We start from the raw sequence: 12,891 nt of genomic DNA, 5'->3' as shown, positions 1-12,891 counted from the left end.
CCCGCCCATCAGGCTCCCGCCCCCACCGCAGCCGACACCGCCGCGGCGATCCGCTCCAGGTCATCCTCGCTCAGCGACGGGTGCACCGGCAGGCTGATCACCTCAGCGGCCGCCCGCGCCGTCTGAGGCAGCTCATGCGCCGGGGCGAACCGGTGCAACGAGACCAGCTCGTGGTTGGGGATCGGGTAGTACACCCCGCACCCCACCCGGTGCTCCTCCCGCAACGCGGTCACCACCGCGTCCCGCTCCGCACCGCTGGCCCCGGCCAGACGGATCGTGTACTGGTGATACACGTGCGTGCACCCCTGACGCACCGGCGGCACCACCACACCGGCGACACCACCCAGGGCCGCGTCCAGCCACGCCGCGTTCTCCTGGCGCCTGGCCGTCCACCCCCCGACCTTGCCCAGCTGCACCCGCCCGATCGCCGCATGGATATCGGTCATCCGGTTGTTCAGCCCCACGATCTCGTTCGCGTACTGCTTCTCCATCCCCTGGTTGCGCAGCAACCGGATCCCCCGCGCGATCTCCTCATCCTCACACGCCACCATCCCGCCCTCCCCCGAGGTCATGTTCTTCGTCGGATACAGGCTGAACATCGCGAAGGTGCCGAAACTACCCACCGGCGCCCCGTCATACTGCGCCCCGTGCGCCTGCGCAGCGTCCTCGAACAGCTGCACCCCCGCATCCTCAGCCACCTCCAGCAGACCCCTCATCTCCGCCGGGTGACCATACAGGTGCACCGGCATGATCGCCGCCGTCGCATCCGTCACCGCCGCCCGCACACTCTCCGGGTCCAGGTTGAACGTGTCCGCCTCGATATCGGCGAACACCGGAGTCGCCCCCGTCAACGCCACCGAGTTGGCCGTCGCCGCGAACGTGAACGAGGGCACGATCACCTCATCACCCGCCCCGATCCCCGCCGCCAACAGGCCCAGGTGCAGCCCCGAGGTCCCCGAGTTCACCGCCACACACGTGCGCCCCCCGACCAGCTGATCAGCGAACTCCTGCTCAAAGGCCGCGACCTCCGGCCCCTGGGCAACCATCCCCGAACGCATCACTCGGTCAACAGCCTCCCGCTCCTCATCCCCGATGATCGGCCTCGCCGCAGGGATCATGGCCGGTTCACTCATGTCGTCACCTTCCGAAGGGTCTGCTCGTGCTCTTCGTATGCCGTGCCCGTCACCGGGCAGGACCAGCGCCCCTCCCCCTCGTCCCGCAGCGGGTGGCCGGCCTCGCCAACCCAGCCGATGCGCCGGGCGGGGACCCCCGCGACCAGCGCGTGGTCCGGCACGTCCTTGGTAACCACCGCCCCGGCCGCGACCGTCGCCCACCGACCAATCGTCACCGGCGCCACGCACACCGCGCGCGCACCGACCGAGGCGCCGCGCCGGATGGTGACGCCCACCGGCTCCCAGTCCGACGCGCTCTTCAGGCTGCCGTCGGGGTTGATCGCCCGGGGGAAGGTGTCGTTGGTCAGCACCACCGCCGGCCCGATGAAGACCCCGTCCTCCAGGACGGCCGGCTCGTAGACCAGTGCGTAGTTCTGCACCTTGCAGTGGTCGCCGAGCCGCACGCCGGTGCCGATGTAGGCGCCGCGCCCGATGATGCAGCCCTGCCCGAGGACGGCTCCCTCGCGCACCTGCGCGAGGTGCCAGACCGACGAGCCGTCGCCGACGGTGGCCTCGTCGGAGACCTCGGCGCTGTCGACGATGCGCGTGGTCACCGGTGTCCTCCAGGGTGTGGGTGCGAGCGTGGGAGACAATGCACGCATGAGCCTAACGCCACCCGACGCTGGCTCGGTTGCCGACGGCACCGCCCACCATGAGCCGATCGAGGACGCCTGGCTCGTCATCCCCCTCTTTAACGAGGCGAGCGTGCTCCGTGAGGTGATCACGGAGGCGCGCAAGACCTTCCCGCACGTGGTGTGCGTCGACGACGCGTCCACCGACGGCTCCGGGGTGGCCGCTCGGGAGGTGGGGGCCGCTGTCGTGACCCACCCCTTCAACCTCGGGCAGGGTGCGGCGCTACAGACCGGCATCGACTACGTCCTGCAGACCACCGACGCGCAGTATGTCGTGACCTTCGACGCCGACGGCCAGCACCGGGTGGAGGACGCCGCGGCGATGGTCCGCCGGGCCCGCGAGGAGGACGTCGCGATCGTCTTCGGCTCACGCTTCCTCGACGGCCGGACCAAGCCGGGCCTGCTGCGGCGGATCATCCTCAAGGGCGCGGTCTGGATCACCAACCAGCAAACCGGCCTGCGGCTGTCCGACGCGCACAACGGGCTGCGGGTGATCCGGCGGGACGCCGCCCAGGGTCTGCACCTGGCGCAGAACCGGATGGCGCACGCGACCGAGATCGTGCTGCAGCTGTCCCGGACCAAGCTGCCGTGGGTGGAGCACCCGGTGCTCATCGTCTACACCGACTACTCCCGCGCCAAGGGACAGTCCCTGATCAACTCCGTCAACATCCTGATCGACACGATCATCAAGTGAGGACCTGCCGATGCTGGACCAACCGCTGATCAAGGTCATCCTGCTCGTCGGGATCGTCGGTGTCACGGTGCTGCTGACACGATCCACGGCCGGTGTCCGCCACCAGGCGGTGCGCCGCCTGCTGCTCGTCGGCTTCGTGCTTCTGGCGGCCATGGCCATCCTCTTCCCGCCGCTGCTCACCCAGGTCGCGCGGTTCGTCGGCGTCGGTCGTGGCGCCGACCTGCTGCTCTACGGGCTGACCATCACCTTCCTGGGCTATGTCGCCGCCAGCTACCGTCGGATGCGTCAGTTGGAGCAGCAGAACACCATCCTGGCGCGGCAGCTGGCCCTCAACCACGCTGTCCACGAGGCCCGACACCGACCGAAGGACTCCTGATGACCGACGCCAACCCAACGACCGGCGACGACCACTCGGTAAGCAACGACCACCCGACCTCCGGCGACCGGCTCCAGTCCTTCTGGGACGACGCCCGGCTGCGCGCCAAGGTGAACCGGGTCCCCGGCTACCTCGGCGTCAACGCCCGCGAGTCCCTGGTGCCCCCGGCGTGGTCCTTCGGCGCAGGTCCCGACGACGCGGACGAACTCCTCGCACTCGTGCTCGCCGGCACCAAGACCGCGACGTCGTCAGCGGTCCGGGACTACGAGGACGGCGAGGAGGTCATGCCCTCCGAAGGCGACCTGTCGATCATCACCGATGGCGCGGGACACCCTCGTGCGCTGATCCAGACCACCTCCGTGCGCACGGTGCCCTTCGGTGAGGTCGACGCCGCGCACGCAGCGGCCGAGGGCGAGGGCGACCTCAGCCTGGAGCACTGGCGCGACGTGCACCGCCGCTTCTTCGAGAACTCCGCCGATGGCGCCCCGGTCACCGACGACCTGCCGGTCCTGCTGGAGGAGTTCACCGTCCTCTACGCCGCCGACTGAGCCCAGGCGCGTCTTCGAGCGCCTCCCGGTTCCTCGGGCTGGTTGCAGTCGGCCCTCAGAACGCGAGGGCGCTCGAAGACGGGAGTCAGGAACGGGCGCCCGGTCAGAGCTCGGCCAGCGTCAACAGCACCAGGGCACTGGTCCAGCCGAGCGGGCTTGGGCCGCCGGCCATGCCGTCCGGCCCGACCTTCTCCGGCAGCGACCCCGAGGGGGCCCGGTGCGCGTCGAGCCAGTCCAGCCAGTGGCGCGCGATCGCGTCCTGCCCGTCGGCGGCGGCGGTATATGCGACCAGCGCAACCTCGGGCGTCCAGCTCACGCCGTCCTGCTTCCACGCGGTGCCCGGCGCCAGACCGCCGGCCGGTCGCAGCGCCCCCTCCTGGTAGCCGAGCCAGGCCTCACGCGCCCCGGGCAGCGGTTCAGGGTCGAAGGGTGGCAGCAGCATCGTGGTCGCGGCGTCGAGTCCGCCGCCGTCCCCGCCCCGCTCGAAGTCCGGGCCGAACGACTCACCCAACACCCCGCGGAAGCTCTCCGCCGCCGCTCCGACCACGGCTGCCCGGTCCGGCAACCCGGCGGCCTCGTAGTCCGCAGCCGCAGACCGCAGCCCCGACGCCAGCGGCGCGTTCGCACCGAGCAGCCGGTCGAAGGTGGCCCGCTCCCAGTAGTCCGGGCTCGCCGCCGCCAGCCGCGACCCGCCGCCCGTGGCGCGCAGCAGCTGATCGGTGCACCGGTCCCGGAGGTCGGACACCCGCGGGGGCAGGTTTGTGACCAGCCCGGTCTCGTGCACGGCCCACAACACCCAGCCGCATCCGTCCACCTGCGCACCGCGGGCGTCCTCGACCACGCGCCCGCCGTCGGACAGATACCGCGCGTCGAAGCCGTAGAGCGGGTCCAGATAGAGGCCGGAGACCAGCTCCAGCAGTCGCACGGCGTCATCCGCGTGCCCGGACCGGGCCAGAGCCACGGCCACGAACGCACCGTCCCGCGGCCAGAAGTAGTCCCACTTCGCCGCCGGCCCCGCCACCGGCAGGAGCCCCTTGTCCAGACCCCGGGTCAGCAGGGCCAGGTCCCACAGGGCGACCCGCGCCATCTCCTCGTATGCCGTGCCCTCACCCGGGAGGGTCCCCTCCGTCATCCACGCCCGCACCGCCGGCGCGGGCACGTCGGACTCGTGGAACCCCTCGCCGAGCAGCTCCCCCTGCGGCGCGGGCACCCCGGCCGCCGCGATCTCCTCGGGCTCGGCCGCGGGCCGCAGCGTCACCACTGCCAGCATCGCCAGGACGCAGACCGTGAGGACGGGCGTCACCACCCGCACGGGTCGGCTCGACCGAGCCAGCAGTCGGGCGGCCAGCAGCACCAGTCGACCGAGGAGCGCGCCCACGCCGAGCCCGATCCAGGCGTGCACCACGTCGCGGGCGGAGGCGGCCTGCGCGACCTGGGGCACGGCATACTGCCAGACCTCGACGAGCACCGGGAGCACCGCGACAGCGACGAGCCAACCCACCCGTCGGCAGAGCAGCGCCCCCGCCAGGACCATGGGCGCGATCAGCAGCAACCGAGGGTCGGCCTGACCCCACGTCCAGGGCCACAGGAGGTGGTCGACGTGCGGGTCGAAGGATCGGCCGAGGCCGCGGACCGGGCCGCCGCGGGGCGGCAGCGCCGTCAGTGCCACGAACCACCCGAGAACCGCCACGACCGCGACGCGCAGGGTCACGGCTGCGGAGGTCACGCAGGCACACTACGTGCGCCGACGCGCAGCACCCGCGACTCGTTATCGGATCGTCACCGGAGGCAACCGGATCGTCACCACGGCGTCAGCGGGACAGCGCTGCACGCACGTGCGGGACCACCTGGGCGATGCCCCGGGGCAGCATGACGATCGTGTAGTGGTTGACATCCTCGACCACCGCCACCTCGAGGTCCGGGTGCTCGGCCGTCCAGCGCTCCCGAGCGGCCTCCGGATACAGCGGCGGCACCTCGTCCATCAGCCCGCGCGGGGCGATCAGCCACGCGGCCGGGTGCCGGCGGCCCGCCAGCGCCCGGACCAGCGAGTCGCCGTCGACGAGTTCACGGATGTCCTCGTCGAGCGCCTCGGCCCGGGTCGCGGGGCGCAGCACGCCGTCCTCGGACACCAGGTCGTAGTCGACGTAGGCGCTGGTCAGGTCGGTCCACTCGGTGAAGGCCGGGTGGGTGCGCCACATCTCGCGGTATGCCGTGTGGTCCGGGAAGGTCATCGCCAGCCGCTCTGCGGCGGGCCCGAGGATCGCCTGCGCCAGCGCCTCCGGCGGCACGCCGGGCGCCGGGAGCAGGGGCATCCCGCCGTCCACCAGCACCAGGTCGCTGACCTTCTCCGCGTGCCGGTCCGCCAGCACCAGGGACACGAACGCGCCCATCGAGTGGCCGACCACGACTGCCTGCCCGACCCCGAGGTGGTCCAGGACGGCCGCGACGTCGTCGGCGTGGCTCGGCATGCCGTAGGGCGGGGGCAGGTCGCGGGAACGCCCGCGGCCCCGCAGGTCCGGTGCGATGACCCGCACGTCGGGCATGGCCTCGGCCAGCAGCGGCCAGGCGACGTGGGAGGCGGTGATGCCGTGGATCGCCAGCACGGTCGGGGCCTGCGGGTCGCCGCCGGCCGGCTCCCAGACCCCGACGTGCATGGAGCCGCCGCGGACGGGGACCTCGTGACTGCGGTAGCGGTCGCCGACGACCGCGGCCAGCGACGGGAGGAGCTCTGTCGTGGTCACTGTGCCGTCCACCCGCCGTCCATCGCGTAGGAGGTGCCGCTCACCATGGCCGCGGCGTCACTGGCCAGGAAGCTGGCGAGCGCACCGACGTCCTCGGGGTCGATGAGCTTCTTGATCGCCGACCGGGTGAGCATGATCTTCTCGACCACCTCGTCCTCGGGGATCCCGTGCGTGGCGGCCTGGTCGGCGATCTGCTTCTCCACCAACGGTGTCCGGACGTAGCCGGGGTTGATGCAGTTGGACGTCACCCCGTGCGCGGCACCCTCCAGGGCGGTCACCTTCGAGAGGCCCTCCAGGCCGTGCTTGGCCGAGACGTAGGCGACCTTGAACTCCGAGGCGCGCAGCCCGTGCGCGGACGACACGTTGATGACGCGCCCCCAGCCCTGGGCGTACATGTGCGGCAGGGCGGCCCGGACCAGCAGGAAGGGCGCCTCCAGCATCAGCCGGTGGATGAGCCGGAAGTCCGCCGGGTCGAACTCGTGGATCGGGGCCACCCGCTGGATGCCGGCGTTGTTCACCAGCACGTCGCAGTCCAGCCGCAGGTCCTCCAGAGCCGCCGTGTCGGACAGGTCGATGCTCCAGGCCTCGCCGCCGATCTCTGCGGCCAGCGCCTCGGCGGCCGGTGCATCCCGGTCGGCGACGACGACGTGCAGACCGTCCTTCGCGAGCTGCCGGGCGACCGCGGCACCGATGCCGCTGGCCCCGCCGGTGACCACTGCCTTGCGCGTCATGCCTGGGTCCCTTCCATTCTTGGGGAGGTTTTGTCCGCCCCCCGCGCATTTTTGGGGAGGTTTTGTGCGGTCGGCGCCAGGGCCCCCTGGATCACGTCCATCAGACCCTCGTAGACCGGCGCGGGGATCCCCTCCGCGTCCTCCCACAGCACCCACCGCATGCCGATCAGCTCACCGGCACCCATCAGGGCCCAGGCGGCGACGACCGGGTCCACGTCGCGGATCTCGCCGCGTTCCCGCGCCGCCGCGAGCCCGGTGGCGTAGCCGTCGACGATGTTGTCGTAGTGCCGGCGCATCGCCTCGGGCGAGACGAACTCGGCCTGCCGGATGATGCGGTAGAGCGCGGGGTGCTCGGCGGTGAAGGCGAAGAAGGCCCGGAAGCCCGCGCGCTCGGCCTCGATCCGGTCAGAAACGCCCGCCGAGGCCTCGCTCATCGCCATCCGCACACGGTGCGAGAGGTCGTCCACGACCTCGTCGAAGATCTCCTTCTTGCCCTCGAAGTGGGTGTAGAAGGTGCCGAGGGCGACCCCGGCCTCCTCGGTGATCTTGACGATCGACGCCTCGGGGTAGCCGACCGTGGCGAACACGTGCTCGGCGGCCTCCAGCAGCTTGGCGCGGGTGCGGGCACCACGCGGTGTGCGGGCGGTCCGGTCCACGGGCTGCGCCACTCCCCCAGTCCTCATGAGCGTCCTCCGTATGTCGTGTGCGCACCGTGGTCCGCGGCTCCCGGGCCGTCGGTGGTCACCGTCTCCTCGGCCCGCAGGGCGCGCTCGAGCGCCTCCTGACGGGCCACCTTGCCGAGCGCTGCGTAGGGCAGCTGGCTGACGAAGTGCACGGCGGTCGGCACCTTGAAGGCGGCCAGGCGCTCCCGGCAGTGCTCGGTCAGCTCGGCCGCGTCGGTTACCACGCCGGGGCGCCTCACCACCAGGGCGACGCCGCGCTCGCCCCAGCGCTCGTCCGGCACGCCGACGACCACCACGTCCTCCACGGCCGGGTGGGTGCGCAGGGCGGCCTCGACCTCGGCCGGGGCGACGTTCTCACCGCCGGTGATGAAGATGTTGCGCAGCCGGTCGACGATCCGCAGGTAGCCCGCCTCGTCCCGGGTCGCCACGTCACCGGTGGCCAGCCAGCCGTCCCGCCAGATCGCGCGCGTCGCCGCCTCGTCCCGGAAGTAGCCGGCGAACATCCCGGGCCCTCGGACCAGCAGCTCGCCGGTGGCCGGACCGTCCAGGTGCTCGCCGGTCGCCGGGTCCGCGAGCTGGACCTCGACGTGGGGGTAGGGCACACCGGCCCAGCCGAGCCGCTCCATCGCCTCGCGCGGCGGCACGCACAGCACGTTGGGGCCCGCCTCGGTCAGACCGTAGCCCTGGGTGAGCGCGACCCCGTGCTCGTGGAAGATCCGCAGCAGCGGGGCGGGCATGGGGGCTCCCCCGACGACGGCGCTGCGCAACGAGCTGAGGTCGGTCCGCGCGAAGTGCGGGTGCTCGGCCAACCGCGCGTAGTGCGTCGGGACGCCCATCATCGTGGAGACCTTGTGCTCGGCGATCAGGCAGAGGGCACGGCCGGGGTCGAAGGACCGCTCGAGCACGACCGTGGCCCCCATCCACCAGGCCAGGAGGGGCTGGATGTTCCAGCCGCCGACGTGGAACTGCGGCAGCACGCTGAGCACCACGTCGGTCTCGTCCAGCTCCAGGGTGCGCGAGAGCGAGAGGTTGGTCCAGAAGCACGAGGCGTGGGTGAGCACCGCCGCCTTGGGCCGGGCCGAGCTGCCGGAGGTGAAGACCATGAGCAGCGGGTCGTCGTCCTGCACCGGTCCCGCCTCGCCCAGCGGGAGCCCCGCCCGACCGGCGGCCGCGGCGGGGAGCCGGCCCTCGGCATACTGCGCGGGGTCGTGCCCGCTGTGCCAGGGCGTGGGGGCGGGGGCCTCCACACCGACCTGACCGACGTATGCCGTGGGGACGGGGGCGGCGGTGCGCGACAGGGCGCCGCGGGCCAGGGTCTCGGTCTCGTCCTCGATGAGCAGGACCGCCGGGTCCGCCTGGGTGAGCTGGTCGGCGAGCTCGGTGGCGGTCAGCCGCCACGACAGCGGCACCAGCACCAGGCCCTCGCGGGCGCAGGAGAAGAAGGCGATCACGTGCTCCGCGCTGTTGCCCACCAGCGTCGCGACCCGGTCGCCGCGCCGGTAGCCGGCACGTCGCCACGCCTGGGCGAGCGCCCGGGAGCGCTCGTCCAGGTCGCGGTAGGTCAGCTCCACCCCGCGGTCCACGATCGCGGCCCGGCCCGGGCGGAGCCGGGCGCGGTCGGCGGGCCAGCGCCCCAGGGTGTGCGGTCCCGGGGCGCCGTGGGTGGTGGTCTGGTGAGGCGTCATCGCTGCTGATCATCCTCCTGCACCAGGGCCTCGGGGGTGCGTGCCTGCTCGTCGAGGTCCGCTGCGGAGCGCCGCGAGAAGAGGGCCCGCACCCGCAGACCCAGCCCGGCCAGACCGCCGGGCAGGAACATGACCACGAGCACGAAGATGGTGCCGAGGATGAACATCGGCTCGGACAGCGGGATCCGCAGCACGGCCGGCAGGTTCTCGATGGCGGGCAGCTGGGCCAGGACCGCCAGGCGCTGGCTGAGGATCACGTAGACGAACGCGCCCACGAGCGCGCCCCAGCGGGAGCCGACGCCGCCGAGGACGACCATCAGCAGCAGCGAGATGGTGAACTCGGCGCTGGTGATGTGCGGCACGGCGCCGGAGTTCAGCAGCAGGTGGACCATGCCCATGGCGGCCGCGATGACGGAGGCTGCCACGAAGATCGCCAGCTTGACCAGGAACGGGCGCATGCCCAGCACCTGGACGCGCAGCTCGTTCTCCCGGACCGCCTCGGCGACGTGGCCGGCGCGGCTGCGCTGCACCCAGGTGACGACGACGAACGCCAGCACGAGCCCGGCCAGCGCGAGCCAGTAGAGGTTGCGGGTGTCGGCGACCCCGACCAGCCAGTCCGGCACGTAGTCGGTGGGCAGCCGCAGGCCCTCCTCGCCGCCGGTCAGGCGACCGGGGTCCTTGCGGACCAGCACGAAGCCGGCCTGGGCGAAGGCGAGGGTGACCATGGCGAAGGGGATGCCGGTGACCTGCAACGAGATCGCGCCGAGCAGCGTGGACAGCACGACGGCTGCCACCACGATCAGGAGGGCGGCCGGCACGAGGCCGAGCTCCAGGTGCTCCATGACGATGCCGAGGCCGTAGGCGCCGATCGCGAAGTAGAGCGCGTGACCGAAGGAGAGCAGCCCCGCCACCCCGAACAACAGGTGGTAGGAGAGCGCGGCACCGGCCATCACCATCGCCAGCGCCAGCATGTGCAGCGTGCCCGGTGTGTAGGTCGCGCCGGGCAGCACCCCCGGGAGGGACAGGTTGAGCAGCGGCAGGCAGGCCATCAGCACGACCAGGCCGAGCGGCACGATGAGCCCGAGAGCGCGCGACCTCAGGTCGCCGGCGGGGGCGGTGTCCAGCGGGGGCCGGGCGGCCGTGCGCATCTCGTCCACCTTCTTCTCGACCGACTTCTCGGCGCTGGTCTCGTCCGTGCCCCTGGTGTTCATGGTGGTCATGCCTTCCTCCCCATGAGTCCGGACGGTCGGGTGAGCAGCACCACGGCGAGCAGGATGACGACGGCGAAGTCGCCGGTGCCCGACAGGTAGAAGTTGGCGAACTGTTGCAGCAGGGCCACGAGCACGGAGGCGATCGCGGCACCCAGCAGCGAGCCGAGGCCACCGATGACGGTGACGATGAACGCGAAGATCAGTAGGGTCTGCCCCAGCAGCGGGGAGACGTAGCCGAAGTAGTGCGAGGCGAGCACCCCGCCCAGCCCGGCGGCCGCACCGCCGATGGTGAAGACCAGGGTGAACGCGGTGCGCACGTCGATGCCCAGGGCGGTGACCATCGAGCGGTTCTCGACGCCGGCGCGGATGATCATGCCGTAGCGCGTCTTCTTCAGGAACAGCACGATCGCCACGAGCACGGCCACCGCGGCCAGGATCGCGACGAACCGGTCGTTGGGCACGTTGGCCCCGGCGATGTTGGTGGTCTCGTTGAGCCAGGCCGGCGCGGAGGGGAACCGCGGGTCGGTGCCCCAGATGCCGTCGAACAGGGCGACGGCGGCCAGCGCGAGGCCGACGGTGACCAGGACCTGCTCGATGTGCCGGTTGTAGAGCCGCTGCACGAGGATGCGCTCGGTGAGGGCCGCGAAGACGGCGCCGGCGAGGGCACCGACCAGCAGCGACACCGCGAAGCCAGCCCAGGTGGTGGCGCCCATCGCGTTGGCGATCTCGAAGCCGAGGAAGGCCCCGAAGGCCAGGAAGACGCCGTGGGCGAAGTTCAGCACGCCCATCAGGCCGTAGATCAGGGACAGCCCGCAGGCGACCAGGAAGTAGATGGCTCCCAGGCCCACGCCCGTGATGGCCAGGAGAATGACGGTGCTCATGCAGCTCCCTCCGCACCGGTGTGCACGCCCAGCAGGCGCTGCGTGGCCTCGGGGTCGTTAAGGAACTCGGCGGCGGGTCCGTGGTGGACGCTGCGCCCGCCGGTGAGGACGACGGCGTGGTGCGCCAGCTCGCGCACCACCTGGAGGTTCTGCTCGACGAGGAGCACGGGCACGGCCTCGGCGGCGCGGGCCAGCACCTTGCCGACCTCCTGCACGAGCCGGGGGGCCAGGCCCTTGGTGGGCTCGTCGACGAGCAGCACCCGGTTGTCGTTGAGCAGCGCGCGGGCCAGGGAGACCATCTGCTGCTGACCGCCGGACAGGGTGCCGGCGGCCTGGCCGGCCCGCTCCTTGAGCTCGGGGAAGAGCTCGTAGACCAGGCCGTAGCGGTGGTCGTGCCCGGGACGCTCGGCGATGCGCAGGTTCTCGCTGACGGTCAGGCCCGAGAAGACCTCGCGGTCCTCGGGCACGTAGCCGACGCCGAGCTGGGCCACCTTGTGGGTCGGCAGCGAGGCGATGTCCTGACCGTCGAGGGTGACCGTGCCGGACCGGCTGATCAGGCCCATGATCGCCTTGATCGTGGAGGTCTTGCCGACCCCGTTGCGGCCCAGCAGCGCGGTGACACCGGCCGCGGCGACGTCGAGGTCGACGTGCTCGACGACCTGCTGCCCGGCGACGTGGGCCTGCAGCCCGCGCACGGACAGGACCGCGTCGGTGACCGTCTCGGTGGTGACGGGGTCAGGCCGGGTGGCGGACGTCATACTGACTCTCCCAGGTAGGCGCTCTGGACGGTGGGGTCGGCCATGACCGCCTCCGGGGTGTCCAGGGCGAGCAGGTGCCCGAAGTGGAGCACGGCGACGCGCTCGACGAGGCCGAGCAGGACCTCCATGTGGTGCTCGACCATCAGCACGGTGCACCCGTGGTCGGTGTGCAGGCTGCGGATCACCTCGGTCAGCCCGGCGACGTCGCCGGAGGCCACGCCGGCCATCGGCTCGTCGAGGAGGACGACCGAGGGGTTGGTCGCCAGCAGCATCGCGATCTCCAGCTTGCGCTTGTCGCCGTGCGGCAGGTCACCGGCCCGGTGCGCTCCACGGTGGGCCAGGCCCACCTCGCCGAGCAGGTCGCGGGCGCGGCTGCTGGCGCGGTCGTTCCGGCGGGGGAACGTGAGCAGCGACAGCGCGCGGCCCTCGGCGACCTGGGCAGCCAGGCGGACGTTCTCCTCGACCGAGAGGGCGGGGAAGATCGAGGACGTCTGGAAGGTCCGGCCGAGCCCGGCGACGGCACGCTGGGTGACCGAGCGTCCGGTGACGTCACGGCCGTCCAGCAGCACGGTCCCGCTGGTCGGTGTCATCACGCCGGAGACCAGGTTGAACAGCGTCGTCTTGCCGGCCCCGTTGGGACCGATGACGCCGACGATCTGACCGGTCGGCACGGTGAAGCTGATGTCTTCCAGGATCTGCGCCCCGCCGATGCGCAGGGACAGGTCCCGGACCTCCAGCGCGGGAGCGGCGGTGGCCGCTCCCGCGCTGGTGGGCTGGGG

14 protein-coding genes are annotated in these 12,891 nt (G+C 72.0%); 3 read left to right on the top strand and 11 right to left on the bottom strand.

Annotated elements, in window-relative coordinates; all coding sequences use genetic code 11:
• Positions 1 to 8 precede the first annotated feature (8 nt).
• Together MWU75_RS06750 and MWU75_RS06745 are read right to left on the bottom strand one after the other, a co-directional pair.
• The gene (locus MWU75_RS06750) at positions 9 to 1,133 is read right to left on the bottom strand and encodes a DegT/DnrJ/EryC1/StrS family aminotransferase (RefSeq protein ID WP_247089054.1); all 1,125 of its coding nucleotides are present in this window, start codon (positions 1,131 to 1,133) and stop codon (positions 9 to 11) included.
• Positions 1,130 to 1,774: an acyltransferase gene (locus MWU75_RS06745; protein ID WP_247089052.1), complete on the bottom strand. Its 645-nt coding sequence runs from the start codon at positions 1,772 to 1,774 to the stop codon at positions 1,130 to 1,132. The genes MWU75_RS06750 and MWU75_RS06745 overlap by 4 nt, the downstream gene beginning before the upstream one ends.
• On the opposite strand from MWU75_RS06745, the gene MWU75_RS06740 reads away from it, so the two are divergent.
• From MWU75_RS06740 to MWU75_RS06730, 3 genes are read left to right on the top strand one after another with little or no spacing between them, the layout of a single operon-like run.
• Positions 1,773 to 2,498: a glycosyltransferase family 2 protein gene (locus MWU75_RS06740; RefSeq protein ID WP_247089050.1), complete on the top strand. Its 726-nt coding sequence runs from the start codon at positions 1,773 to 1,775 to the stop codon at positions 2,496 to 2,498. The two genes, MWU75_RS06745 and MWU75_RS06740, sit on opposite strands and share 2 nt — an antisense overlap.
• A 10-nt stretch (positions 2,499 to 2,508) precedes the next feature.
• Entirely contained in the window at positions 2,509 to 2,874 is a 366-nt protein-coding gene (locus MWU75_RS06735) for a DUF2304 domain-containing protein (RefSeq protein ID WP_247089048.1), read from the top strand.
• Complete coding sequence (locus MWU75_RS06730) at positions 2,874 to 3,422, top strand: ASCH domain-containing protein (protein ID WP_247089047.1); 549 nt, start codon at positions 2,874 to 2,876, stop codon at positions 3,420 to 3,422. Before MWU75_RS06735 ends, MWU75_RS06730 begins: the two co-directional genes overlap by 1 nt.
• Before the next feature lie 103 nt (positions 3,423 to 3,525).
• Here MWU75_RS06730 and MWU75_RS06725 read toward each other — a convergent pair whose 3' ends face one another.
• The 9 genes from MWU75_RS06725 to MWU75_RS06685 form a co-directional block, all read right to left on the bottom strand.
• On the bottom strand, positions 3,526 to 5,148 hold the full coding sequence (locus MWU75_RS06725) for a glycoside hydrolase family 15 (RefSeq protein ID WP_247089045.1): 1,623 nt from the start codon (positions 5,146 to 5,148) through the stop codon (positions 3,526 to 3,528).
• Between the two features lie 85 nt (positions 5,149 to 5,233).
• The gene (locus MWU75_RS06720; protein ID WP_247089044.1) at positions 5,234 to 6,163 is read right to left on the bottom strand and encodes an alpha/beta hydrolase; all 930 of its coding nucleotides are present in this window, start codon (positions 6,161 to 6,163) and stop codon (positions 5,234 to 5,236) included.
• Positions 6,160 to 6,894, bottom strand: a complete 735-nt coding sequence (locus tag MWU75_RS06715; RefSeq protein WP_247089042.1) for a 3-hydroxybutyrate dehydrogenase — start codon at positions 6,892 to 6,894, stop codon at positions 6,160 to 6,162. The genes MWU75_RS06720 and MWU75_RS06715 overlap by 4 nt, the downstream gene beginning before the upstream one ends.
• Positions 6,891 to 7,562: a TetR/AcrR family transcriptional regulator gene (locus tag MWU75_RS06710; protein WP_247089040.1), complete on the bottom strand. Its 672-nt coding sequence runs from the start codon at positions 7,560 to 7,562 to the stop codon at positions 6,891 to 6,893. Before MWU75_RS06710 ends, MWU75_RS06715 begins: the two co-directional genes overlap by 4 nt.
• A gap of 11 nt (positions 7,563 to 7,573) precedes the next feature.
• Positions 7,574 to 9,262 (bottom strand): AMP-binding protein, encoded by a 1,689-nt coding sequence (locus tag MWU75_RS06705; RefSeq protein WP_247089038.1) that lies wholly within the window; start codon positions 9,260 to 9,262, stop codon positions 7,574 to 7,576.
• The gene (locus MWU75_RS06700) at positions 9,259 to 10,311 is read right to left on the bottom strand and encodes a branched-chain amino acid ABC transporter permease (protein WP_247089290.1); all 1,053 of its coding nucleotides are present in this window, start codon (positions 10,309 to 10,311) and stop codon (positions 9,259 to 9,261) included. Before MWU75_RS06700 ends, MWU75_RS06705 begins: the two co-directional genes overlap by 4 nt.
• A gap of 167 nt (positions 10,312 to 10,478) precedes the next feature.
• A complete protein-coding gene (locus MWU75_RS06695) occupies positions 10,479 to 11,354 on the bottom strand; it encodes a branched-chain amino acid ABC transporter permease (protein ID WP_247089036.1) in 876 nt (291 codons plus the stop codon).
• Positions 11,351 to 12,112, bottom strand: coding sequence for an ABC transporter ATP-binding protein (locus tag MWU75_RS06690; protein ID WP_247089034.1), 762 nt, complete (start codon positions 12,110 to 12,112; stop codon positions 11,351 to 11,353). The genes MWU75_RS06695 and MWU75_RS06690 overlap by 4 nt, the downstream gene beginning before the upstream one ends.
• Complete coding sequence (locus MWU75_RS06685) at positions 12,109 to 12,849, bottom strand: ABC transporter ATP-binding protein (RefSeq protein ID WP_247089288.1); 741 nt, start codon at positions 12,847 to 12,849, stop codon at positions 12,109 to 12,111. Before MWU75_RS06685 ends, MWU75_RS06690 begins: the two co-directional genes overlap by 4 nt.
• Positions 12,850 to 12,891 lie beyond the last annotated feature (42 nt).

This window comes from Ornithinimicrobium sp. F0845, from assembly GCF_023015765.1.
Lineage (GTDB): Bacteria > Actinomycetota > Actinomycetes > Actinomycetales > Dermatophilaceae > Ornithinicoccus.
The sequence above is the reverse complement of the archived record's forward strand: the minus strand, read 5'-3'. Positions and strand labels throughout refer to the sequence as shown.